Genomic DNA, 23140 nt, shown 5'->3' with positions numbered 1-23140 from the left:
CGCATGGGTGACCTGCGTGGCCGCACCCGGCCCGCATCGGCACCGTGCGTGCCCGGCCGACCGGTGCGGCCGCGGGCGACCGGCGCCGGTACGGCGCCGGCTCAGCGCCGTTTCGGCGCCGGCTCAGCGCACCGCCGAGACGAGCCCCGCGAGGCGGTCGGCGACCTCACCGGCCACGACCTGCGTCGGCGCCTCGACCATGACCCGCACGAGCTGCTCGGTGCCCGACGGGCGCAGCAGCACCCGGCCCTTGCCGCCGAGCTCGGCCTCGGCGGCCGCGACGGCGTCGGCGACCTCGGACGACGAGCCCACCGCGGCCTTGTCGGCGACCGGCACGTTGACCAGCACCTGGGGCAGCCGCGTCATCACCGACGCCAGGTCCCCGAGCGCGCGCCCGCTCTGCGCCATGCGCGCCATGAGCCGCAGCGCCGTGAGCAGGCCGTCGCCGGTGGTGGCGTGCGCGGGGAGCACCACGTGCCCCGACTGCTCGCCGCCGAGCGCGAACCCGCCGGCCCGCAGCTCCTCGAGCACGTAGCGGTCGCCGACGGCCGTGGTGCGCAGGGCCACGCCGGCGTCGGCCATCGCGAGGTGCAGGCCGAGGTTGCTCATCACGGTGACGACGAGCGTGGCGTCGGTGAGCTCGCCGCGCTCGAGCAGGTCGAGGGCGAGCACCGCGAGGATCTGGTCGCCGTCGACGACACTCCCGTCGGCGGCCACCGCGAGGCAGCGGTCGGCGTCGCCGTCGTGCGCGATGCCGAGGTCCGCACCCTGCTCCACCACGGCCCGGGCGAGCGCGTCGATGTGCGTGGAGCCGACGCCCTCGTTGATGTTCCAGCCGTCCGGCTGCGCATGCAGCGCGGTGACCCGGGCACCCGCGGCAGCGTACGCGCGCGGGGCCGCCGCCGACGCCGCACCGTGGGCGCAGTCGACGACGACGTGCAGGCCGTCCAGCCGGGTCGGCGTCGCACCCGCGAGGTGCTCGACGTAGCGGTCGAGGGCGTGCGCCACGTCCCGGACGCGGCCGATGTCGCGGCCCGTGGGACGCGGCGCGGCACCGCGGGGCGGGCCGTCGCCGTTCTCGCGGACGTGCGCCTCGATCTCGTCCTCGACGACGTCGGGCAGCTTGTGCCCGCCGGCGGCGAAGAGCTTGATGCCGTTGTCGGGCATCGGGTTGTGCGACGCCGAGATCATGACGCCGAGGTCGGCATCGAGCACCCCGGTCAGGTACGCGACGGCCGGCGTCGGCAGCACGCCGACACGCAGCACGTCGGCACCCGCCGCGCTCAGGCCCGCGGTGACCGCGGCCTCGAGCATCTCGCCGCTGGCCCGCGGGTCGCGACCCACGACCGCCACCGGCCGGGAGGCCGCGCCACGGCGACCGTCGGCGCGGGCGTGCTCCGCGAGCACGCCCGCCGCCGCGGCCGAGACGGCGGTCGCCAGCTCGGGCGAGAGGTCGCCGTTGGCCAGGCCGCGGACACCGTCGGTGCCGAACAGACGGGGAGCGTGGCCCCCCATCAGCGCTTCGAGTACTGGGGCGCCTTCCGGGCCTTCTTCAGGCCGTACTTCTTGCGCTCCGTGGCCCGCGGGTCGCGGGTGAGGAACCCGGCCTTCTTGAGGCCCGGACGGTCGTCGGGGTCGACCTCGGTGAGCGCACGGGCGAGCCCGAGGCGCAGGGCGCCCGCCTGCCCGGAGGTCCCGCCGCCGTGGAGGGTGGCGTAGACGTCGAACTGCTCGGTGCGCTCGGTGACGACCAGCGGCTCACGGATGAGCTGCTGGTGCACCTTGTTCGGGAAGTACTCCTCGAAGGCCTTCCCGTTGCACACGATGCGCCCGCTGCCGGACACGAGGCGCACGCGGACGATGGCCTTCTTGCGACGGCCCACGGTCTGGACGGGGCGGTCGATCCCGGCGAACACCGGAGCGGCGGTCTCGCCGAAGACGTCGGTCCCGGCGTCCTCGCCGTCCTCGCCGTCGACGTCGTCGCCGTCGGTCACGACGTCGACGAGGACCTCGTCGTCTCCGGGCTCGTCGGTGGCGGAGGCGGGTGTGCCGCCGACGGCGGCCTCGGCGCCCTCGGGGAGGTCCGCGGCCTCCGCGAGCGTCTGCGCCGCGTCGTTGTCGGCGACCTCGGGCAGGTCGGCTGCGTCGTCGGGGGTGGTCACTGGCTCACCTGTCGAATCTCGTACGGCACCGGCTTCTGCGCGGCGTGCGGGTGCTCGGGGCCCGCGTACACCTTGAGCTTGCTGGCCATCGCCCGGCCCAGCCGGTTCTTCGGGAGCATGCCCTTGACGGCCTTCTCGACCAGCCGCGCCGGGAAGCGCTCGAGCTCGTCACCCACGGTGCGGGCCTTGAGGCCGCCCGGGAAACCACTGTGGTGGTAGACGAAGCGGTCGTCGCGCTTGCCGCCCGTGAGGGCGATCTTCTCCGCGTTCACGATGATCACGAAGTCACCGGTGTCGACGTGCGGTGCGTACGTGGGCTTGTGCTTGCCCCGCAGCAGCTGGGCGCTCTGGCTGGCCAGGCGCCCGAGGACGACGTCGGACGCGTCGATGACGTGCCAGGCGCGATCGATGTCGCCGGGCTTCGGACTGAACGTGCGCACGGAAGCTACCTCGTCACGGACGGCTGGGCGGGCTCGGCGCAGAGGCCGATGTGTGGTCGAGCGGGCGCGGGACGTACACCGCGCAACGATCCTCCAGGGTACGCGTCGCTCCTCCGAGCACGCCGACCACCCCCCGGAGGGCCGATCACGGCTCAGCCGCGGAACATCATGCCGACCCGGCGCTCCGCGTCCTCGTAGCCCTCACCGGCCTGCTGGGTGTTCGCCGCGATCTTGTTCAGCAGCAGGTTCAGGTCCTGCCACGCGGTGTCGATCTCGTGCTGCTGGGTGCGGTAGAAGTCCGACGACGCGCCGTCCCACACGGCGAGCCGGCCCACCGCGGCGCGGATGTCCGCGAGCTCCTGCTCGATCTGCGCCTGCGTGGTGCGGATGTCCTGGGCGGCCTGGGCGATGGCGCCGAAGCGCACCTTGATGTTGTCGGGGCTGGTCATCTCGTCCTCGTCTCCGTCGTCTCGGGAGGGTGTCTCGGGAGGGTGTCTCGGGTGGAGTGGGCGCCGGGCTCAGCGGCCGTCGAGGGCGCTGCTGATGGTTCCGGGGGACGACGCGGTCGGGGCGCCACCGCCGCTGCCACCGGCACCGGCACCGCCACCGTCGCCCAGGACACCGAGCAGGCGGCTCATGTCGTCCTCCGTCGCCTGGTACTGCACGCCACCGGCGCGCACCCGCCCGGCGATGCCCAGGAGCGCGTCGTTGATGCGCTTCGCGTCCGTGGACCAGTTCGCCATCGTCCCCTGGAACGCGGTGGAGCCCCGGCCCTGCCACTCGGCGACGAGTGGCTCGACGCGTCCGCGCAGCGACTGGAGCCGGCCCTGCAGCTCCCCGTTGATGGTCTCCAGCCGGTTGGCCACCTCGGTCATGACGCCGGTCTGGGTGCCGAATCCTCCAGCCACGCCACACCTCCTCTCCTCGCGGGGGCGCGCACCCCCTGTGCTCGCCTGCGGATCGAGCATGACGACCGCGCGGGCGGCGTGGTGGCCGTTTCGGAGAAGTCAGCCGGCGGGTTCGAGGGTCTCGACGACCTGCTCGCAGGCGGCGAGGACGCGGCGCGCGTCGGCCTCGTCGGCGCCGTGCCGGCAGCCGACGCTCACCATCGACGGCGACGAGAGCACCACGAACCAGTCGACCCGCACCCCCGGCGCCGGGTCCTGGCGGTAGCGCGCCACGTCGCGCCCGCCGAACTGCGCGCGCGGCTCGTAGTCGGCCACCGGGTCGCCCGCTGCGCGCGCCGCGTCGAACTGGCCGGCCAGCTGGTCGCGGGCGCGGTCCGGGTCGGTCGCGGCGACCGGGTCGAGCGGGTTCTCCTGCACCGCGACGAGGTCGGTGCCGCGCGGCGCGTCGGCGGGGCGCAGCAGCACCCGGCGGGCCGCGGGGTCGCCGCCCGCGGTGACCCAGCCCAGCGGCGCGACGAACGCCTGACCGCCGACGACCGTCGTCGTACCCGTCGGTCCCCGCAGCGCGCGGGCCCCGAGCACCACCCCCGTGACCAGCGCGACCACCGCCAGCAGGGCGACGACCACGGCGCCGACGCCCACCCGTGCCCGCGCCGGATGCCGGGTGGGCGGCGGCCGCCGCGCGGGCAGGCGCCGCGATGCGACGGGGCCGTCGGGCTCGAGGGGCGGCACCGGGTCGGCGCGGCCCGTGCGGTCGGTGGGGTCGGCGTCGTCGCGGTCGAGCCGGCGCACGGGCAGCAGGGCGTCGCGGCGGCCCGGTGACGTCGGGGTCAGCCAGTCCGGGGTCCCGTCGACCCCGGCCTCCCCGTCCAGCCCGTCCTCCCCGTCGACCCGCCCGCCCAGGTCGTCGGTGACCTCGCCCCCGCGCGGCGCGGGCGCCCGGCCCCGCTCGACCGGCGGCAGCTCGACCGTCGGCGGGTCCAGCAGGGGCCCCGGAGCTCCGGCCCACGCCCCCGCGGGTTCAGCGGGCCCCGACGACGCGGCGCCCACGGCCGCCCCCACCGGCGCCGCGGCCGCCGGGACACGCGGCCGTGGCGGGCCCGACCCCGAGCCCGACCCCGAGCCCGACACCGACACCGGGCCCCCCGGCCGCGCGCCCTCCTCCTCGCGCGCCACCACCAGCGCGCCCCGCGCGACGACCAGCCGGGGCTCGGGCGCGACGGTCGCGGGCACCCCCAGCTCGCGGTGCACGAGGGCCGCGAGCAGCGGGATCCGCGCGCCACCGCCGGTGAGCCACACGCCGTCGAGGTGCTCGGGGCCCGTGCCCGCGGCGGCGAGGGTGTCCGCGAGCAGGTCGACGACCCCGCGCAGCGCCGGGCGCAGCACCTCGGTCAGCTCGCCGCGCGAGAGCCACGACGCCGTGACCCGCCCGGGCAGCGGGACCGCGGCCTGCTCGGCGTCGGAGAGCTGCTCCTTCGCGGCGCGCACGTCGTCGAGGAGCACCTGGCGGTGCCGGCGGTCGGCGAGCGTGGTGCCGGCGACGACCTCGCGGACCCGGTCGACGTCGGCGTCGGGCTCGTCGCCCAGCGTCGCGAGCAGGTGGCCCAGGAGCAGGTCGTCGGCGTCGTCGCCCCCGAAGCGGTCGTCGTCGCGGTGGGCCAGCACCGCCGCGCCGCCGCAGCGTCCGGGCTCCGGGGCGAGCACGGCCGCCGACGCCCCCCGGGTGCCGAGGTCGAGCACCGCGAGCGGCTGCGGGCGCGGGGTGTCGCGGGGCCGCATCCACGCCGCGTGGGCCGCCGCCGCGACCGGCTCCGCGACGAGGGTGAGCTCCTCGGCCAGCCCCGACCCGGCCCGGCGCAGCACCTCGCGGCGCCCGCCGTCCCAGCCGGCCGGGTGGGTGAGCACGAGCCGGCGCGGGCGCCCGCCGCGCAGCAGCGGCCCGGCGCGGTCGAGCACCCCGGCGAGCACCGCGCCCCACGCCTCGGACACGCCGACCACCCGCGTGCCGAGCAGCAGGTCGGGCTCGTCGACGCGCAGCCGCGGCGTCGACTCGTAGCGCGACGGGTCCGTGACCGCCAGGCGCCGGGCCTCGGCGCCGACCGCCAGCGCGGTGCCGTCGGCGGGCGCGAACACCGCCGCGAGCTCGACCGGCGAGCCGTCGCCCGCGAGGACGTCGGCGGGGTCGGCGGTCTCGACGGGTCCACCCGGGGGCGCGGCGTCGACGGCGGCCGCCACCGTCGTGACCCCCAGGTCGACCGCGACCGTCGGGCCGTCGCTCACGGGTCGGGACCGTCGGTGCCGGCGGGGACCGGGCCGGTGATCGGCGGGTCGGGCGCGCGCCACCCCACCTGCACGAGGCGCTCGCCGTGCCGGCGGCCGACGAGCCAGCCCCGCCCCGGCGGCTGCGGTCCCGGGCGCACCGAGCCGAGCAGGACGCCCTCGTCGCGGCTGCCGCTCATGACGATGCCCGGCGAGGAGAGCTCGCGGAGCCGGGCGAGGACCGGCTCGAACACCGCCCGCGACGCCCCGCCGGTCCGGCGGGCGACGACGAGGTGCAGGCCGACGTCGCGCGCCTGGGGCAGGAGGTCGAGCAGCGCCGCGAGGGGGTTGGTGGCGGCGCCGGCGACGAGGTCGTAGTCGTCGACGAGGACGAAGACGTCCGGCCCGGTCCACCACGAGCGCGCCCGCAGCTGCTCGGGCGTGACGTCGGGTCCCGGGAGGCGGCGCTGCAGCGACCCGACGAGCTCGCCCATCGCGTCGGTGAGGGCCGCCGCCGACGACGTGTAGGAGATGAGGTGGTCGCTCGCCACGGCCCCGAGCAGTGAGCGCCGGTAGTCGACGATCATGAGGCGCGCCTGGTCGGGGCGGTAGCGGGTGACGATCTGGTGCGCGAGCCCCCGCAGCAGCGCCGTCTTCCCGGACTCGGCGTCGGCGTAGCAGACGAAGTGCGGGTCGGCGGCGACGTCGAGGCGCACCGGGGCCAGGCGGTCCTCCGAGAGGCCCAGCGGCAGCAGGTGCGGCGGGCCGTCGTCGGCCCCCGGCAGCGCCTCGACCCCGACGAGCTCGGGCAGCAGCCGCACCCGCGGCGCGCCCGGCCCCTTCCAGGCGGCGGCGACCCGGGCGACGAGCTCGGCGGTCGCGCGGCCCAGGTCGGCGGCGTCGGCGACCCCGTCGAGACGGGGCAGGGCGGTGAGCACGTGCAGCTTGTCCGGCGACAGCCCGCGCCCCGGGCGCCCGGCGGGCACGACGGCCGCGGTGCGCCGGTCGACCTCGGACTCCGACGGGTCGCCGAGGCGCAGCTCGAACCGCGTCCCGAGCAGGTCCTTGAGGGCCGGCCGCAGCTCCGCCCACCGGCTCGCGGTGATGACGACGTGCACCCCGTACGACAGGCCGGCCGTCGCCAGCGAGATCACCGTCTGCTCGAGCTGCTCGTGCTCGCTGCGGAACGCGTGCCACCCGTCGACGACGAGGAAGACGTCGCCGAGCTCGTCGCTGCCGCCGGTGCCGGGCGCGAGCTCGCCGCGTCGCCGGCGGGCGCGCAGGTCGGCCATCGACTCCACCCCCGCGTCGCGGAACCACCGCTCCCGGCCCGCGAGCAGCGCGGCCACCTCGGCCACGGTGCGGCGCACGAGGTCGGGCTCCCCGCGTCCCGCGACGGCGCCGACGTGCGGCAGCCCGGCCAGTCCCGCGAGCGTGCCGCCGCCGAGGTCGACCGCGTAGAACTGCACCTCGGCCGGGGTGTGCGTGAGCGCGGCGCCCGCGACGAGCGTGCGCAGCAGCGTCGACTTCCCCGACTGCGGCCCGCCGGCCACGACGACGTGACCCGCCGACCCGGCGAGCTCGGCCCACAGCACGTCGCGGCGCTGGTCGTACGGGCGGTCGACGATGCCCACCGGCACCGCGAGCGCGCCGTTCGCGGGGAAGCCGGGCGCGCTCAGGCCGCGGTCCGGGGTCTCGGTCAGGGGCGGGAGCAGGGCGTCGAGGGTGGCCGGGTCGGCCAGCGGCGGCAGCCAGACCTCGTGCGCCGGCGGGCCCTGGCCGCGCAGCCGTTCGACGACGACGTCGAGCACCGAGGGCGCCCCGCCGCCGGCGCCGCGCGGGGTCGACGGGCCGTGGGGGCCGATGACCGCGGGCGCGCGGTCGTCGGGCCGGGGCGCGCCCTCGAGCACCGTCGGCGCGGCCGGCTCGACCCACCGCGCCGAGAACGGACGGGGCGAGGACTCGCCGGAGACCGGGGAGGGGTCCGGGGCGGCGCGCTCGGCGGCGCGGTGCGGCGCCGACACGTACCCGGCCGTGAACCGGACCATCGTCGACGACTCGACCTTGAGGTAGCCCGAGCCCGGCACCGGCGGCAGCTCCGCCGCGTCGGGGACCCCGAGGACCGCGCGGGAGTCCGACGCCGAGAACGTCTTGAGGCCGATCCGGTAGGACAGGTGCGAGTCCAGACCCCGCAGCCGCCCCTCCTCGAGGCGCTGCGAGGCGAGCAGCAGGTGCATCTGCAGCGACCGCCCGAGCCGCCCGATCGCGACGAACAGCTCGGCGAAGTCGGGCTTCTGGCTCAGCAGCTCGGAGAACTCGTCGACGACGACGAACAGCGTCGGCAGCGGCTCGAGCGGCGCGCCGTTCTCCCGCGCCCGCTCGTACTCGGTGACGTTCGCGAGGTTGCCCGCGGCGCGCAGCAGCTCCTGGCGCCGCTGCATCTCCCCCGCGAGCGCGTCCTGCATGCGGTCGACGAGGCTCAGGTCGTCGGTGAGGTTGGTGATGACGGCCGCGACGTGCGGGGCCGGCGCGAGCCCCGCGAACGTCGACAGACGCCGCACGTCGGTCGCGATTAACCATCACGCTGGCTTCAGGCAACCGGCGGCGCCCGACCTTGCCCGCCCGTCGTGCGCCTGTTGCCAGACGACCGGGCTGAAGCGGCCCAACTGATCGTTAGCTCTAAGGAAGACCAAGCCAGCGCAAGAACCCTCGGCGAGCCCGCCCCGACCTCACCTCGCCCGAGGTAGTGGACGCCTCAGCAGCTGCGACGTCACCCACGGTTCCATTGACGGTGAAGCTCTCTACCTTGCCATCTCTCCCGTGCACGACGACCTTGCCGCCGCCGCCCTGCGACACAAGCTCCGCCGCCTGCACGATGGCCTCGGCCTGCGTCGCCGCCTTCGCGCTCACGCGCCGGGCGCCCTTCGGCCGCACCACCCGGTAACCGCCCTCTTCAGGGGCAACGACATAGCGGTCGGGGTCCACCTTGTGTCTACCGGCGCGCTGGGACCCCTCCTTCAGCACGCGCCAGCCGCCGTCGGTAGGCACCACATCCATGGTGCTGTCAGCATCGTCTCCGCTGGTGCGCCTCCGACCGTTGTGCACACGACGGCGCGCACTCCGCTCCAAGACGGCGCGCAGCGAGGACGATTGATCGGCGGGCTCCTCGCTCCGCCCCCCGCCCGCGTCCTGGGCGGACCTGGGCGACCTGACCGCCTCCGCGATCGCCTGGATGGAGCCATCTACAGGCTCGCCGGTCTCCTTAGCTCGCTCGACCAGGAGCTTGGCCGCCTCGACCTGAGCCCGAGTGACCGCGATCTCCCGTGGCATCCGGTTCACCCCGTCTCTTCGTCCTCGACCGTTACGACGACGTCCTGGTTACTCTCCAGGGCCTCCACGATATCCGCTGCCGGGCCACTTGTGACGGCCCTGAGAACGACGTCTATGAGAGGCTCGTCCTCCGGTTGGAGCAGCTCGGAGTCCCTCAACGCACGCAGCGTCGCTACTCCGACCTCAGCGAGCTTCTCGTCCTTCGACACCGCCTGCTCACTAGCCCAGCGCAACAAGCGCATCGTCTCCTCCCGACGCCTCCACTTGTCCAGTTCGACGGCCGCGATTCGAGCGTCGATCTGCTGCGCCAGAGCGTTGATGTTCGCAACCGCTGCGTTGATGTTCGCCTCGCTGCCGGTGCGTCGAGCCAAGATCGCCGTGAGAACAACACCGGCCAGCGCGATGAGGCCGACGACCAGGGTTAGCCACCACGGTGTCCCGCCCCCTTGGGTCACCGTCGATGTCACCCCCGGGTCGGCTGGGACCGAAGTCGGCGCTATTGGAGCGACCGAGCTCGGCGGGACGGGACTCGAGGGATCAGGAGGCAGCGTTGGGCCAGGTGGGACCAGCATGGCGCCTCTCACTACAGCGACTGCGCCCTCCAACCAGACCACCTGCTCGTCCCCACTTCCCAAGAGGCCCAATGCCCGCAACGTCCTACCAGGTAGTAGGTCGATCGAGGCGCTCCGCTGCCCTCAAGGGCGAAAGTTGCGTGATTGAGCGAAGATGAGGCGCGCCGATCGAGGACAGCGCGCGCCTCGCGCCGGCTCTGACGCGAACGGGCAGGGCCCAGGGCCGGCCGAGCCGGACGCCCTGGGCGCGCTTCGCGGCGAGGCCTTCGCGGGTGCGCTGCCCGATGAGCCGGCGCTCGTACTGCGCGGAGTTGGCAATGGTGTTGGCGACGAACTCCCCGGCCGGGGTCGAGGTGTCGACGCCGAGGTCGAGGAGGACGACCCGCCACCCGCGGGTGCTCGCGCGCTCGAGCAGGCGAGCGAAGTCGGCGACCGACCGGGAGACCCGGTCAAGCTTCGCGGCGACCAGGGCATCCGCTCCGCCGGCGTCGAGGCAGGCCAGGGCCGCGACGAGCTCGGGGCGGTCGTCGACGGTCTTGGCCGAGAGGCCCTCGTCGGCGACGAGCTCGAGGTCCCAGCCCTCCCGGTCGGCTCGCTCGACGACCGCGGCGCGTTGGGCGTCGAGGCCGGCGCCCGACTCGACCTGCCCGCCGGTCGACACCCGGAGGTAGCCGATCGCGCGGACGGGGGCGTCGGTGCGGCGGCTGCGTCGAGGGCGGCGCGGGGCGGCCACACCCACTACATCGCGACCTACCCTGACATCAGCTCGGCTGCTCGCTCCGCCGCACTCCGCTGATGAAAGTCGGGGTCGACCTGGCACATGGTGATCGCCCGGAACTGCGCTGCAGCGAAGAGCATGCTCCGGGGGTCCACGACGCCCGCGAGTGATCGCTGGACGCAGAGTTGGGAACGGACTAGTCGGGGCTGCAGCCGCACTGCCGGGTGGTCACGACAGTTCGCGGCCCACCTCGTCCACTTTGAAGCGCACATCCGGCCCTCGATCGCGTCGTCGATGATGCCGCCCCCGCGGTCGGTCGTGACGATGGAGGGGGCCCCGCCGGTGACAGCTGGGGAGGCGCCGGCCGAGGGCGCCGCTCCAACGCTGAGCGCGAGCACCGCCCCACCGCATGCCGCAGCTGCGCCGATAGATCGCAGTAGTCCTCGAACCTGATGCACCTGGCCCCCCTACGCAGCGTGAGTCCGCTGTTGCGGTGATGGAACACGATCGAGGGGCTTCTTCACAAGGGCGCTTTCACCTATCGAGCCTTCAACGGACGTACACCGGCTCGGGCATCCGGGGTAGATCGCGTCTCTGACGCAGGCGGGGGCGGTGTGGCGTGGTGGGCGGCGGCGTCCTGGCCGTGCAGGACGGCCCGGACGGTCGAGGGGTACCAGCGGGCGCCGCCCTGGGCGGTCGGGACGCCCTCAGCGGTCAGGGCGGTCGCGAGGCCGCGCAGGGAGGCGCCGTCGGCGTGCTCGCGGACGATGCGGGCGACGACGTCGGAGGGCAGCGAGGAGGGCCGGCCGAGCCGGACGCCCTGGGCGCGCTTCGCGGCGAGGCCTTCGCGGGTGCGCTGCCCGATGAGCCGGCGCTCGTACTGCGCGGAGTTGGCAATGGTGTTGGCGACGAACTCCCCGGCCGGGGTCGAGGTGTCGACGCCGAGGTCGAGGAGGACGACCCGCCACCCGCGGGTGCTCGCGCGCTCGAGCAGGCGAGCGAAGTCGGCGACCGACCGGGAGACCCGGTCAAGCTTCGCGGCGACCAGGACGTCCGCTCCGCCGGCGTCGAGGCGGGCCAGGGCCGCGACGAGCTCGGGGCGGTCGTCGACGGTCTTGGCCGAGAGGCCCTCGTCGGCGACGAGCTCGAGGTCCCAGCCCTCCCGGTCGGCTCGCTCGACGACCGCGGCGCGTTGGGCGTCGAGGCCGGCGCCCGACTCGACCTGCCCGCCGGTCGACACCCGGAGGTAGCCGATCGCGCGGACGGGGGCGTCGGTGCGGCGGCTGCGTCGAGGGCGGCGCGGGGCGGTCACACCCACTACATCGCTCCCGGACGCTAGGTGTTACAGCAAACGGTCGGATGCTGTACAGGCGAGCCGAAGAAGCTCTGGCGTAGCCGAGGATTGGATCGGGAGAACAGTGCAGCGCCAGGCAGGATGGCTGCGTGCCGCTTGATCCCACGATCGCAGGGCTGGTCGGCGCGGGGATTGGCGCGGTCGCGACGGCGGCGGGTGCCCTGGTTTCAGCTCTGGTGGCGCGCGCGAACGTGCACCGTCAGTTGCTCTACGCGAAGCGGCTCGAGACCTACGAGGCCCTTACGCGGCATCTCCGCACGGTCCTGGATGACGACCCGCTCAACTACAAGCGCGACGATGACGTGTGGGCGCACGTCCACCTGTACGCATCCCAGCGCGTGATAGACGAGTTCCACAAGCTGGCGCTCGCCCTGCTCGAGCTGGACAACCTGCGTGAGGTCGGGCTCTGGGACGAGATCGACGACGGTCGACGGAAAGCCCGGCGCGCCGCTGGTGAAGTGGGCGATGCGGCGATGTCCGACGCGCAGCGGGTGCCGACGCGGAGCAGCCGCGTCCTCGGCGTCAGGTTCAGTCGGCGCTGATTGGGCGCGATGGCGACGACTCATCATTGCGACCCGGAGGCCGGGTCGAGGACGTCGGCGACGCCGAGGAGGTAGCCGCGCGCGAACGTGTCGCCCTCGACCTCGTCGCGCTCGACGGCCTCGACTATGCGCCGCAGCGACGCTGCGGCCGCGTGCCGCTCCTCCGGCGAGAGGTCGGTCATGGTGCTCCCTTCGTCGCGAGCGCAAGGCCGGCGCGACGGCGACGTCGCGAGGACCGGGCCTCGAGGGGTGTCGACCAGGCCCCGGGCGACCGTAGCGGCGAGCCCGGCCCGCCCGACGAGTTCGTCGACCCGCGCCGGGTCGAGATCGACGACTCGCCGCGCCGACGCCCTCGAGCTGCTCGTCGGTCATCTCGGCGAACAGCGACGCCGCCTCCGGGTTCCGGCCCAGGTCGCGCAGCGTTTCCCACTCGACGGCCTCGCCGGTGAACGCCCGGCTCTTCGGCCCCCGCGCGCCCGGTAGAGGAGTGCCCCTGCGGGTCGACCCGCACCCGGCCCACGATCACCGCCGGCACGATCACCACAGACCGGGCCTCTTCGACTCTGGGGACACACCGTCGCTGAGGCTGCCGCCAGCGGTCGGTGCGACTATTGCCGGGCGGTATAAGGCCATCCGTCTAGCTGGCGGTGCTAGCGGGTAGCGCAGAGAGCGGCTCCTACGAGCCTCTTAAGCCTGGAATGCCATGCCCGCTTCTCTTTGCTCTAGCGCATGTGCTTAGACTCTAGTCAGCAAGTCGGCCACGTGGCCGAGACACGTGGCCGAAGCAAGAGACGACGATGACGTGGGACCCAAGACCTCGGGCCCCACGCCACCGTGGTGAGGGTGTAGCGGCGCTAGCGCTGCTGAGAGTGGATCACTGGCCGGTCAACCAACGGATCATCTCAGCGAGCGCGTGGAGCGCACCGCCGAGAACCGGGGGCCACAACGGCCTCCGGTTCTCCCCCTCGGGCTCGTCGATCTTCCTGTGACGGCCCATGGCGGACCTCCTTCCGCCGGGACCTTCCCGGCCCCCGGGGAGCCGGCACGGTGTCCCCGACGGGGGTGTCCACCACCACGCACTGTAGTGCGGCGATTCGCCAGGGTTCGACGCCACCCCCGTGCCCCCGCCGCTCGGCACCGCCCGACGCAGTCTGCCCAGGCCAGACTGCGTGCCGGGCACCGACGACTAGGTCAACAAGCGGTCGGTCCGGTCGAGCTCGAGCCTGTCGGTCTCCCGCCGGCGCCGGCCCCATGGGGCCCCGTCCGCGGTCGTTCCGTCGTGGGCAGGGCCGGCGGCGGGGTCGTGATCACCAGGTGGTCACCGACCCTGATGGGCCTGCGGAGCCGGCGCCCGCCGCAGGAGCGTCGACCGGTCCGACGTCCCGGCGTCGAGCGAGGCCAGGACCGCCGCGCCGTCCCGCGCGCGCTCGTCCGCGTCGACCCGGGCGAACACGTCCGCGCAGTCGATCGACGCCAGCAACGCCGCGCCCTGCCGGGCCCGCTCGTCGGCGTCGGACGGTGCCCGCGGCACGACACCGGCCGCGACGAGCGCCCCGACGGCTCCCGAGGCGGTGAGGGTCGCGCGCGGCATCGGGAACCCGCCGACGTTGACCACGTGCACGGCGACGAGCTCGAGGTTCCGGCCGACCGGTCGCCAGTCCCCCGACCACACCGACGCCCGCAGCGTCCGGAGCTGCTCGTCGGTGATCCCCGGCCGGAGCGCGCCCGAAAGCCAGATGCCGTGCGCGTCCTCCCCCACCACGGCGTCAGCGACCGCCGCCGAGACGTTGTCGTAGTGCTCGACAGCGGCCGCTACACCGCCCGTGAGGTCGGCGTGCCCACCGCCCATCGTCACCCGCCCGGTCGCGACGAGCCGGCCCGACTCGGTCTCCACCTGCCCGGTCAAGTAGTAGCGGTACGCCGACGCCGACCGGGGCGCCGTCACGTGGCCGGGGAGCCCGATGTGGCGCGTCGACCAGTCCGCGACGTGGCCGAGGATGCGGCCCTCCCTCGTCACGGTCAGCGGCGTCGGACCGAGGAGGCCCGGGTCGTCGAACCACGCGTCGGGCGGCCGGACCGGGATCGTCGTCATGGTGATCACTGTTCTCCGTTCGGGTCGTGCGGTGAGGTAGAGCTCGGGTCGGGCCCGGGGCCGGTGCGGGGCTCGAGGGAGGCGGCGAGGTCGACGGTCGCCGCGGCCAGGTCGACGAGGTCGGGGTCGGCGGAGTCGTACGGGCCGATCACCTCGAACACGTCGAGGACCTCGGCGGGCAGCGGGACGCCGTCCTCGTTCCTGCTCCACGTGAAGCCGGACGGGTGCGCGGCCGCGGCCCGGATCACCGCGAGGGCGTCGGTCACCTCGCTCGGCCATGTCGACCCGTCGAGCCGGTCCGCCACGGCCTCGAGCACCGTGTACCGCCGGCCGGTCACGCCGACGCTCCCTCGTTCACGACGCGGAGGTGACTCGCCGCCGCCCGCCGCGCCTCGCCGGCCCGCTCCCCGGTCACGCCGGCGGCGGCGAGCCCGGCTTGCAGGGCCTCGATCACCGTCTCCGCCTGCTGCTCGGTGATCCGCGCGAGCCGGGCGTCGAGGTCGAGCCGCGCGATCAGGCCGAGGACCTTGCCGCACCGGTCCATCGCCCGCTCGAAGAGGAGGACCTCGCCGCGGACCTGCTCGCCGTAGCCCTCGCTGTCGTACCGCAGGGTCCGCAGGTCGGCGACGAGGCGGCCGAGGGCGTCCTTCCATGCGAGGACCTCCCCGGCGAGCTGGGCGAGCGCCTCGAGCGGGTTGTCACACGGTGCGGCGTCGAGCCGGCCCACGGCGCGCCGGACCTGCTCGTCGACCTCGCGCTCGGCGGCCGCGGCCCGAACCTGCGGCGCGGCGCCGCCGTGCATCCGGCACACGACCGCGCCCCGCACCGGCGCCAGCCTGCACCGATGGCCGTCCCGCCGGCGGGCCGTGCACCGCTCTCGCTCCGCGGTCACGACGCGCTCCGGTCCATGGGGTGCGGGTGCTCCCCGTCGGTGCATGGGGTGGTGTCGAGCCATGCCCGCATCTGGCCGGCGAGGGTGACCTGCGTGCGGTTCGGGGTGCCGGTGGGGTGTGACGAGGCGGCGTCGAGCGCGAGGGCGAGCCGCTCGGCGGTGATCGGGCAGCCCTGACCCGGTGTGGGTCGCGGCCTACTCATGGTCGCTTCCCTCGGCGGCCAGCTGGTCGGTGCGGTACACGCCGAGCCGCAGGTACGGCGGCAGGCCCCCGCGCTTGAACTCCGGTCCGGCGATGGTCATCCCGGCGACGTCCTGGAGCTCGGCGCGCGCGACGGCGTTTCGGGCATGGCACCACTGGTCCATCTCGCGGGTGACCACGCGGCGGGCGTTCTCGCCGTCGCCGACCTCGCGGGCGAACGCCTGGATCGCCGCGAGCCATCCTTCGATCGTCTGGCGGGGCCTCGGCTGGGTCGGCTTCCGTGAGGCGCCCTCGTCCCAGGTGCCGTGCCGGATGACGAACTCCCATGCCGGGCCTCGCGGCTTGGCCCGGGTGAGCATGCTGACCGCCCTGGGGTGGTCGACGGCGATGAGCCCCCAGGTCTCGAGGTCACGGAGCTGGGTCTCGATCTCGACGGTGCGCCGCTGACGCTGGTCGGCCCTGGTGTGCCATGCGCTCACGTCGGCTGCGGCACGGAGGGGGTCGTCGATTCCGTCGAGCTCGAGCTGGGCGAGCTCGGCGCGGAGGGCGGCGATCCGCTCGTCGGCGGTGCGGGGGTCGGCGTCGGTGGCCGGCGTGGTGGTCACGGGGGTCTCCTGGCGGGGTCGGGGGGTGAAGAGGTCGCGGAGCTTCATGGCCGGCGGTGTTGCGTCGCGGCGAGCCACATGTCGGCGCGCACGGCGCCCTCCGCCGCGAGCTGGTCGGCGAACTGATCGACGGCGTCGGCGAGGCCGTGGGGATGGAGCTCGGCCTCGTTGACGAGGTCGCGGAGGGCCTCGACGAACGCTGTGAGGTCGGCGAGGCCGTCGCCTGCCGCGATGCCCGCGCGGGCGAGGTCGTGGACGAGGGTGGCGTGGTCGCAGCCCGCTCGGATGGAGGCGAGCGCGTTGCATCTCGCGTGCCAGCGGTCGCCGTAGTGGCTCGTGCTGTCGGTGCTCACTGGTCGTCCTCCTCGATCCCTGTGGGGTAGGCGTGGCGCAGGCACAGCCGGCGGCCGGTGTCGTCGGGTGGCCGGCTGGTCGGGACGCCGCAGCGGTCGCACTCGGCCTCGAGTGCCGGAGGACGCTGCTCGTGGGGAGGGACGGTCATGCGACTTGCCTCCGAGCTAGACCGGCACGCGCGTCGTGGGAGTGCTTCTTGCTGCCGCCCTTCTTGCGGCAGGCGTATCCGGGCGGCACGCGGCACGTCGGGCACTCGTAAGCCAGCGGGTCGTCGTCTGGCGCGGTCTCGTCCTGCTCGTCGGAGCGCTCGTCGTCGAGCTCGTCAGAGGCGCGTGCAGGAGACCCCGGAGAGATTTCAGGAGAGGAAGAGATATGTGTCCGGGAGCTGGACGGGATGTAGTCCGTGTCCTGGACTAGAGCCGGGCCGTCTCCTGGACCCCTCTCGTCTATCTCCTGGACCGGTTCGTCTCCTGGACCCGGTCCATGTGTTGGACGGGGATCGGATGTCGGGGTCCCCCGCCTCGCCTCCCGGATCCCCTCACGTTCTGCCTTGGAGCACCCCGGCGGGATACGAAGCTCGTAGTTGGTCCGCGCGTGAGTGCGCATCGCCTCGCTCGTCGACGGTGGATGCCTGATGATCCATCCGTGCGTCTCCAGCTCCGCGAGGCTTGCGGCCACCGTCGATCGGCCCAGCCGCGTGTCGAGCACCAAGCGCCGCAAGCTCGGTGAGAACCTCGGCGGGATGACCGCAGTTTCGGTGTCGGCCCGAGCGATCAGCACATGCATCACGTGACGCACCGGCGCCGACAGTTCGCAGTCCTCATCCATGATCGCGTCGCTGACGTCCCACCGGCTTGTCTCTGACACTGCCGCCACCTCCCCCGCGGAGGAAGGCGACGCGCGCGGTCACGAGGACGTCGGGACGGACGGCCAGCGCGGTACGCTGCGGGACAGACTCAGCACGCTGGCGGCGGCGGGTCGTGGACGGCGCCCCTCCGTGACGGACGGGGCGCCGTTCCGCTGTTGGAGGGCTCACGACGCGCCGTCCTGCCGGTCGCCGGCGCTGGTCGTGGCCGGGCGCAGGAGCGTCGCCAGCCTGTCGCGCTGGGCTGTTGAGAGAGCAGGGGCGGCCGCGACGATGCGGGCGATGTGCTCGTCGAGCTCGGGGTCACGGCATGCCTGGGCCGGCCGCCGCTGACGCGTGGTGGTCATGCGCTCGTCGCGGTCGACGGTTCGCGGGACGCTTCGATCCAGGCGCGGACCTCGGCGGGCACGTACCTCACGGCGCCGCCGATCCGGATTCGTGGCGGCCCCTTCCCCGCCGAGTCGAGGTACTCGAGGGTGCGGACACTGATGCCGACCGCGGCCGCGACACGGCGGCGGTCCCACAGCGGCTCCTGCGCGTTCTTCATGCACGGAGCGTCTGAAATGATCTTGTGCCAACCGCGGGAATCTCGGGGCATCTGCGCCGCTATCGGCCGCTGACCAGGGGGAACAGGCGTGAAGAAAAAGTTCTACGTGATTCCCGCAGAGACCCGAGAACTGTCCGTAATCGGTGTGGTGGCTATCTGTGTCCGCCGCTCAACTGCGGGATGATCGCATCGCTCCCGGCGCGTGCCCTCCCGGGCCTCGGCGCCGCCCTTCGCCCGATGGGGTGGGAGACGCGCAGCAGCGGCGCTCGCACCGGGAGCCACCAGGCCCATGGTGGGAGGTGCCGCGGTCCCCGCCGTCGGAGGTGCGTGATGAGGTTGAGCCATGCCGAGACGGGAGCGGCTTGCGGAAGGTGCGTTCTCGCATCCGCCGTGCCCGGGCTGCACGGGTGAGCCGGCGACGAAGGTCAAGGTCGACACCGACAAGCGGTGGGTCGTCCGGCTGCGATTCTGCAGGTCCGAGGACGGCGCCCTGGTCGACTTCTCCATCGGCCTGCAGATCGACACCCCGACCGGGTGGCGACCCGTGGCCCGGTGGAGCGTCGCCCACGCCAACTTCCACATCAACCAATGGTCATGGCGAGGACCGCGCCGGATCAGCCATGTCTACGGCCCGGTCAACGAGGTAGCCGACGTCGCGTGGGCCTACCGGCAAGCCGTCCAGGACGCATACCCTGACTTGGAGAAGCTGATCGGCAAGTGGCGGAAGGGGCTGCGGTCATGACCCCGCTCGCAACTCGCCGCGCCGAGGTCGCCCAGGCGGTCGCTACTCACCTCGTCGACCCGAGCCTCCGCCAGTACCTCGCTGCGCACCCTCAGACCCGGGACGCTGACGGCGAACCGGTGATCCTCGCTCACGACCCCGACGAGGGCATGGACGAGGTGATCACGGCCAAGGGTCCGCACGACCACCCGGTGATGCTCGCGACGCTCGTCGACGGCAACGTTTTCGTGTGCATCCTCGGCGCCACGGCCGCACCAGGGACGGCGGTCCCGACGAGCGCCACGCCGATCCACACGGACGCGTCGACCACAGTCGCCGAGCTCGCCCGGATGATCATTCCTCTCCCCGAGGGCGCGGAGTTCGTCGTCACCTACCAGGCTGCGGCGCAGGAACAGCACCTTCTCGTCGGATCGGTGTAGCCGGCCGACACGCCGCGAGGGCGTTACCGCGGCTCCTCCGGGTGCCGTGGCGCATCGGCAAGGCCGGGTGCGAACGGAGGCCCAGCGTCGTCGCGCTCTGCAGTCCGGAGTTGTTCCTCGAGCTCGTCAAGGTCCCAGCGGTACTGGCCGCCGATGGTCCGTCTGCTCGGCTTGACGTAGCCCGCCGCGACCCAACGCCCGAGCGTGCTGCGGTCGACGCCGATGTGGCGCGCAGCCTCGCCTGTCGACACCAATCGTCTCTCCTCGGGCACGGGCGCATGTTCGCAGCGCGGTTGACACGATCCCACTGATTGCCCTACTTGCACCAGATTCCACGTTTCCCCTACTCTCGTGTTGCCCCCGATGCATCAGTTGCACCGGACGAACCGACAGGACTGGACAGCCATGCCCCTCCGGACCATCCCCGTCGCCCTCGACCAGCTCCCGCTCGTCGCCGCCGGCCCCTGCGAGCCCCAGAACGTCTGGGAGGAGCAGAACGGCCGCCGCGTCCTGACCGACCGCCAGGAGACCGACCCCGACACCGGCGAGCGCCTCTGGACCGGCTACGTCATGCCCGTCGGCGTCGACCGTCCCGAGGTCCTGCAGGTCCGCGTCCGCGCCGAGCACCAGCCGGTCGTGACGCAGTTCGGCCCGGTCACCTTCGACTCCCTCGAGGTCAACGTCCGCGTCGGGAAGGACGGCCGCCTCGCGCAGTACTTCTCCGGCCGCGGGCTCCGCGACGCCGCCCAGCCCGGCAAGCGCAACGGTCAGGAGCACAAGCAGCACGAGGGACAGCCGGCGTGACTGCCTCGCTGAGCGCCTCGACGACAACGCCATGAGCGCCCGGCCCGTCCTGCGCGACTCCGGCCGCGGCGCGATGGCCGGCGGCGGCACCGTCTCCCACGAGGTCTACCTCGAGGGCCGCTGGATCGGCTGGGTCGGCGACGAGCGCGCCTGGCTCGGCCACCGCCACGGCGGCCGCCGCTGGTGGGCGTGCTGGCGCGAGGACGGCGACCGCACCGCGCGGTGGAACACCGAGGGCCACCGCACACGCGCCGCCGCCGCGGACGCTCTCGTCTCCCAGGTCCGCGGCTTCCGCGGCTGATCGACACACCACCTCGCCCGACGGGCCCGGCCGCCCTTCCTTCCCCTGCGGCCGGGCCCGTCCCGTCTCCGGAGGCTCCACCGTGGCCCTGTTCGCGCCCCACCGCCGACGGCTGATCGGCGCACGGTCCGGCGCCTATCGCCGCGAGGTCGACGCCCTCGCCGCCCGGCACCGCTGGACCGCGACGTGGCGCCAGGCCGCCGAGGGCGCCGGGATCACCCGCGCCGTCCGCGTCGCCGCCGGCCAGACCGTGATCCTCCCCCCGCTCGTGTCCGTCTCCGCCGGCGCGCCGCTGGTGCTGATCGTCCGGCTCCTGCCCGGCCAGCTCCCCGCCGACGTCCGTGCCGTCGCCGACCGCCTCGCCCCCGCCCTCGGTGCCGTTCGGCTCCGGGTGGCCGGCCTCTCCGACGGCGTCCACGTCCGCCTCGAGCTCCTCGACGCCGACCCGCTCGAGACGCCGTTCGTCCTCCCCCCGCCCGGCGAGCTGCCCGACGGGTTCCTCGGCGTCGACGAGGGCGCCGCCAACCTCGGCGTCCCGTGGGTCCGCCGCCCGCACGCGGTTGTCCAGGGCTCGACTGGAACCGGGAAGTCCTGGTGGCTCTACGGCGCCCTCTCCGCCCTCGCCGGCGACCCGCTCGTAACCGTCGCGGGCGTCGACCCCTCCGGCCTGCTCTGGCGGCCCTGGACCGCGCTCCCTGGCGCCGAACTGCGCGTGTCGGGCCTCGCCGGCGACCTCACTGAGCACGTCGCCGCCCTCGAGGCCCTCTGCGCCCGCATGGACGAGCGCCTCGCCGTGCTGCCCGACGACCGCGACCAGCTCGACCCCACCCCCAACCTCCCGCTCGTCGTCGTCGTGCTCGAGGAGCTCCCCGGCTTCTACGCGGCTGCCGACCTCGTCGACCGCAAGCTCGGCCAGCGCGTCCGCGGCCTCGTGGGCCGGCTGCTCGCCGAAGGCCGCAAGGTCGCCTACCGCGTCGTCATCGTCTGCCAGCGCGCCGACGCCGCGATCGTCGGAGGCGCCGTCCGCGCCCAGGCGCAGCTCCGGCTCTCGTTCCGCGTCGAGCCCGACGGGTTCCGGATGCTGCACCCGACCGACGTCGTCGACCCCGACGAGCACGAGTGGGCACCGTCCGGCGTCGCCGTGCTCTCCGCCCCGGGCCTGGGCACGCTGCGGCTCCGCGCTGGCGCCCTGCCCTACGACCAGTACGTCGCGCGCGTCCGGCGGACCGCCGCATGACCCCGCCGCCTGTCCCGCTGTCCTCCGCCCTCGAGGACTACATCGCCGAACTCGTCGCTGCCGCCCCGCCGCTGACGCCGGCCCAGCGCGACCGCCTGGCTGTCCTGCTGCGGCCTCAGCCCCACACCCCGGCGCCTGGCCCCTCCTCCCCGGTCGCGTCGGCGAGCACCGCCTCGCACGGGTTGTCGGCCGGGGCAAGGCCCCACGACGCCGCCACGACGCCGCACGTGCCCTCCCAGGGCTCCGCCTGGGCCTTGCCGCGGCCGGCGTTCCGTGCGACCCCTGAGGCGTCGTCGTGACCGGGGAGGAGGGGCGCCCCTCCTACACCCCCGGGAGCGAGGCCCCCGCCGGAGGCGTCCCTCGTCCGTTGCCCAGCGCGCCGCCCGCGGCCGCCGCCGCTCCCCTCCCCGGGGCGGGGCGGGTCGCGGAGGCCGGAGGCCGTAGCGGCCCGCCCTCGCCCACCCCTCCCCCCTCTTCTCTCTCTGCTGCTGCCTCCACGTCCTCCCACCTCTACGCCCCTCGCGCGCCCCAGGAGGGGCGCGCAGCGCCCGCAGGGCCCGCTCTTGGTAACTACGCAGACAACCCGTCCGGCCGGGCCCGCGCCGCCCGGAGCGAGGGGGTTGACGAGGCAATCTCCGCCCGGTTCCGTCGCGCTGAGCGGTGGTGGATGCTCGCGGGCACCCGGAAGATCACCGGCCTGGACCGGCTGCGGAAGTGCCGGAAGGTCACCGTGACCGGCACCGGTGGGCCGACGATGCGCGCTGGTACTCGACGCGGCGCCGGGTACGCCGGGCTGTCGACGTGCGCGAGCGTGTGGGCCTGTCCGTGCTGCGCGGGGAAGATCGCCGCGCGCCGTGCCGCCGAGCTCGTCGCCGTGATGGCCGCGGTCCGGCTCATGGGCGGCTGCGCGTACCTCGTCACCTTCACCGTCCGGCACAATCGCGGGCATCGGCTAGGCGAGCTGTGGGATGCGGTCACGAAGGGCTGGTCCGGGGTCGTGGACGGCGGCAAGCTGTACGCCGACGCGCCCGGCCTGCTCGGGTGGTGCCGGGTCGTCGAGGCCACGCATACGCCCCGCTCCGGCTGGCACCTGCACGTTCACGCATTGTGGTGCTGGTCCGGCGAGGTCAACGACATCGAGGCCCAGCGGGTCGCGTTCCGGGCGTGGGCCCGTTGGGATCGGGCGCTGCGACGCTCCGGGTTCGACTCCACCCCGGTCCGCGGCGTGGATGCCCGTCGAGTGCGGTTCGCCGCGGACGGCTCCGACGACGCCCTTGGTGGCTATTTCACGAAGATCGCGGCGGAGGTCACGGCCCAGCACGCGAAAGACTCGCGTTCCGGGCGGTCGCCTTTCGCGATCCTTCGCGACGCCGTCGAGACCTACCGCGCCGACGACCTTGAGCTGTGGTGGGAGTGGGAACGCGCCTCCTACGGCCGCAAGCAACTCACCTGGTCCCTGCGAGATCGGGACCTTCGCAAGCTCGCCGAAGTGCGCGAGGAGACCGACGAGGAGATCGCCGCCGAGGACGTCGGCTCCGAAGATATCATCGCCCTATCCCTCGACGCGTGGGTGCACATCTCCCGCGGTGGGCACGAGACCGAGCTGCTCGACATCGCCGAGACTGACGGCATTGCCGCCGTCGTTGCCTGGCTCGATACCCGCGGACTGGCGTGGGAGCCGGCGCGGACGGCTCCTCGGCGGGATGGGCCCCAGCGTCTGTCGCGCTACACGCAGTGTGAGAACACGGCTGTCCTCCGGCCGCTACCTCCGTGAGCTGCACCGGAGCAGGAGGTC

At 74.1% G+C, this 23140-nt stretch carries 29 protein-coding genes and 1 pseudogene; 7 read left to right on the top strand and 23 right to left on the bottom strand.

All coding sequences use genetic code 11. From position 1 onward, the window contains the following. Positions 1-123: 123 nt before the first annotated feature. The 11 genes and pseudogenes from glmM to ACYX4T_RS23135 form a co-directional block, all read right to left on the bottom strand. Positions 124-1515, bottom strand: a complete 1392-nt coding sequence (gene glmM, locus ACYX4T_RS23185) for a phosphoglucosamine mutase (RefSeq protein ID WP_476011576.1) — start codon at positions 1513-1515, stop codon at positions 124-126. Then, positions 1515-2162, bottom strand: a complete 648-nt coding sequence (gene rpsI / locus ACYX4T_RS23180; RefSeq protein ID WP_476011575.1) for a 30S ribosomal protein S9 — start codon at positions 2160-2162, stop codon at positions 1515-1517. The genes glmM and rpsI overlap by 1 nt, the downstream gene beginning before the upstream one ends. Beyond that, positions 2159-2602: a 50S ribosomal protein L13 gene (gene rplM / locus ACYX4T_RS23175; protein ID WP_476011574.1), complete on the bottom strand. Its 444-nt coding sequence runs from the start codon at positions 2600-2602 to the stop codon at positions 2159-2161. Before rplM ends, rpsI begins: the two co-directional genes overlap by 4 nt. A gap of 152 nt (positions 2603-2754) precedes the next feature. Then, a complete protein-coding gene (locus ACYX4T_RS23170; RefSeq protein WP_476011573.1) occupies positions 2755-3051 on the bottom strand; it encodes a WXG100 family type VII secretion target in 297 nt (98 codons plus the stop codon). A 69-nt stretch (positions 3052-3120) separates the two neighbouring features. Then, positions 3121-3510, bottom strand: a complete 390-nt coding sequence (locus ACYX4T_RS23165; protein ID WP_476011572.1) for a WXG100 family type VII secretion target — start codon at positions 3508-3510, stop codon at positions 3121-3123. 99 nt (positions 3511-3609) lie between these two features. Further along, positions 3610-5790, bottom strand: a complete 2181-nt coding sequence (locus ACYX4T_RS23160; RefSeq protein ID WP_476011571.1) for a type VII secretion-associated protein — start codon at positions 5788-5790, stop codon at positions 3610-3612. After that, positions 5787-8342: pseudogene (gene eccCb, locus ACYX4T_RS23155) on the bottom strand (type VII secretion protein EccCb); the annotation flags it as partial. The gene ACYX4T_RS23160 and the pseudogene eccCb, both read right to left, overlap by 4 nt. 106 nt (positions 8343-8448) lie before the next feature. Further along, a complete protein-coding gene (locus ACYX4T_RS23150) occupies positions 8449-9099 on the bottom strand; it encodes a DUF2188 domain-containing protein (protein WP_476011570.1) in 651 nt (216 codons plus the stop codon). 5 nt (positions 9100-9104) lie between these two features. After that, positions 9105-9554: a hypothetical protein gene (locus tag ACYX4T_RS23145; protein ID WP_476011569.1), complete on the bottom strand. Its 450-nt coding sequence runs from the start codon at positions 9552-9554 to the stop codon at positions 9105-9107. A gap of 202 nt (positions 9555-9756) precedes the next feature. Next, positions 9757-10404 (bottom strand): recombinase family protein, encoded by a 648-nt coding sequence (locus ACYX4T_RS23140; RefSeq protein WP_476011568.1) that lies wholly within the window; start codon positions 10402-10404, stop codon positions 9757-9759. 523 nt (positions 10405-10927) lie between these two features. Further along, positions 10928-11701: a recombinase family protein gene (locus ACYX4T_RS23135; protein WP_476011567.1), complete on the bottom strand. Its 774-nt coding sequence runs from the start codon at positions 11699-11701 to the stop codon at positions 10928-10930. Between the two features lie 131 nt (positions 11702-11832). Here ACYX4T_RS23135 and ACYX4T_RS23130 point away from each other — a divergent pair, with 131 nt between their 5' ends. Next, positions 11833-12285 carry a hypothetical protein gene (locus ACYX4T_RS23130; protein WP_476011566.1) on the top strand — a complete coding sequence of 151 codons (453 nt, stop codon included), beginning with the start codon at positions 11833-11835 and terminating at the stop codon, positions 12283-12285. Between the two features lie 23 nt (positions 12286-12308). On the opposite strand, the gene ACYX4T_RS23125 is transcribed toward ACYX4T_RS23130, so the two are convergent. From ACYX4T_RS23125 to ACYX4T_RS23075, 11 genes are all read right to left on the bottom strand, one after another. Further along, the gene (locus ACYX4T_RS23125; protein ID WP_476011565.1) at positions 12309-12467 is read right to left on the bottom strand and encodes a hypothetical protein; all 159 of its coding nucleotides are present in this window, start codon (positions 12465-12467) and stop codon (positions 12309-12311) included. Between the two features lie 1136 nt (positions 12468-13603). Beyond that, a complete protein-coding gene (locus ACYX4T_RS23120) occupies positions 13604-14377 on the bottom strand; it encodes a hypothetical protein (RefSeq protein ID WP_476011564.1) in 774 nt (257 codons plus the stop codon). 5 nt (positions 14378-14382) lie between these two features. Then, positions 14383-14715, bottom strand: a complete 333-nt coding sequence (locus ACYX4T_RS23115) for a hypothetical protein (RefSeq protein WP_476011563.1) — start codon at positions 14713-14715, stop codon at positions 14383-14385. Continuing rightward, a complete protein-coding gene (locus tag ACYX4T_RS23110) occupies positions 14712-15203 on the bottom strand; it encodes a hypothetical protein (RefSeq protein WP_476011562.1) in 492 nt (163 codons plus the stop codon). The genes ACYX4T_RS23115 and ACYX4T_RS23110 overlap by 4 nt, the downstream gene beginning before the upstream one ends. Before the next feature lie 62 nt (positions 15204-15265). Continuing rightward, positions 15266-15472 (bottom strand): hypothetical protein, encoded by a 207-nt coding sequence (locus ACYX4T_RS23105; protein WP_476011561.1) that lies wholly within the window; start codon positions 15470-15472, stop codon positions 15266-15268. After that, positions 15465-16076 carry a hypothetical protein gene (locus ACYX4T_RS23100; RefSeq protein ID WP_476011560.1) on the bottom strand — a complete coding sequence of 204 codons (612 nt, stop codon included), beginning with the start codon at positions 16074-16076 and terminating at the stop codon, positions 15465-15467. Before ACYX4T_RS23100 ends, ACYX4T_RS23105 begins: the two co-directional genes overlap by 8 nt. Positions 16077-16120: 44 nt before the next feature. After that, entirely contained in the window at positions 16121-16429 is a 309-nt protein-coding gene (locus tag ACYX4T_RS23095; protein WP_476011559.1) for a hypothetical protein, read from the bottom strand. Beyond that, entirely contained in the window at positions 16426-16578 is a 153-nt protein-coding gene (locus tag ACYX4T_RS23090) for a hypothetical protein (RefSeq protein WP_476011558.1), read from the bottom strand. Before ACYX4T_RS23090 ends, ACYX4T_RS23095 begins: the two co-directional genes overlap by 4 nt. Then, a complete protein-coding gene (locus ACYX4T_RS23085; protein WP_476015356.1) occupies positions 16575-17036 on the bottom strand; it encodes a zinc finger domain-containing protein in 462 nt (153 codons plus the stop codon). The genes ACYX4T_RS23090 and ACYX4T_RS23085 overlap by 4 nt, the downstream gene beginning before the upstream one ends. 426 nt (positions 17037-17462) lie before the next feature. Then, complete coding sequence (locus ACYX4T_RS23080; RefSeq protein ID WP_476011557.1) at positions 17463-17642, bottom strand: hypothetical protein; 180 nt, start codon at positions 17640-17642, stop codon at positions 17463-17465. Further along, positions 17639-17842 (bottom strand): helix-turn-helix transcriptional regulator, encoded by a 204-nt coding sequence (locus tag ACYX4T_RS23075; RefSeq protein WP_476011556.1) that lies wholly within the window; start codon positions 17840-17842, stop codon positions 17639-17641. The genes ACYX4T_RS23080 and ACYX4T_RS23075 overlap by 4 nt, the downstream gene beginning before the upstream one ends. A gap of 343 nt (positions 17843-18185) precedes the next feature. Here ACYX4T_RS23075 and ACYX4T_RS23070 point away from each other — a divergent pair, with 343 nt between their 5' ends. Then, positions 18186-18584 carry a hypothetical protein gene (locus ACYX4T_RS23070; protein ID WP_476011555.1) on the top strand — a complete coding sequence of 133 codons (399 nt, stop codon included), beginning with the start codon at positions 18186-18188 and terminating at the stop codon, positions 18582-18584. 119 nt (positions 18585-18703) lie between these two features. Beyond that, the gene (locus ACYX4T_RS23065) at positions 18704-19003 is read left to right on the top strand and encodes a hypothetical protein (RefSeq protein ID WP_476011554.1); all 300 of its coding nucleotides are present in this window, start codon (positions 18704-18706) and stop codon (positions 19001-19003) included. Positions 19004-19026: 23 nt separating this feature from the next. Here ACYX4T_RS23065 and ACYX4T_RS23060 read toward each other — a convergent pair whose 3' ends face one another. After that, positions 19027-19254: a helix-turn-helix domain-containing protein gene (locus ACYX4T_RS23060; RefSeq protein ID WP_476011553.1), complete on the bottom strand. Its 228-nt coding sequence runs from the start codon at positions 19252-19254 to the stop codon at positions 19027-19029. Positions 19255-19408: 154 nt separating this feature from the next. Here ACYX4T_RS23060 and ACYX4T_RS23055 point away from each other — a divergent pair, with 154 nt between their 5' ends. From ACYX4T_RS23055 to ACYX4T_RS23040, 4 genes are all read left to right on the top strand, one after another. Further along, the gene (locus ACYX4T_RS23055) at positions 19409-19807 is read left to right on the top strand and encodes a hypothetical protein (protein WP_476011552.1); all 399 of its coding nucleotides are present in this window, start codon (positions 19409-19411) and stop codon (positions 19805-19807) included. Between the two features lie 31 nt (positions 19808-19838). Next, entirely contained in the window at positions 19839-20108 is a 270-nt protein-coding gene (locus ACYX4T_RS23050; RefSeq protein ID WP_476011551.1) for a hypothetical protein, read from the top strand. An 82-nt stretch (positions 20109-20190) separates the two neighbouring features. After that, positions 20191-21345, top strand: a complete 1155-nt coding sequence (locus ACYX4T_RS23045) for a hypothetical protein (protein WP_476011550.1) — start codon at positions 20191-20193, stop codon at positions 21343-21345. 667 nt (positions 21346-22012) lie between these two features. Next, the gene (locus tag ACYX4T_RS23040) at positions 22013-23119 is read left to right on the top strand and encodes a protein rep (protein ID WP_476011549.1); all 1107 of its coding nucleotides are present in this window, start codon (positions 22013-22015) and stop codon (positions 23117-23119) included. Positions 23120-23140: the final 21 nt, after the last annotated feature.

It is taken from the genome of Actinomycetospora sp. ABD4_176, from assembly GCF_056311855.1.
This window is presented reverse-complemented; position numbering and strand designations above follow the sequence as displayed.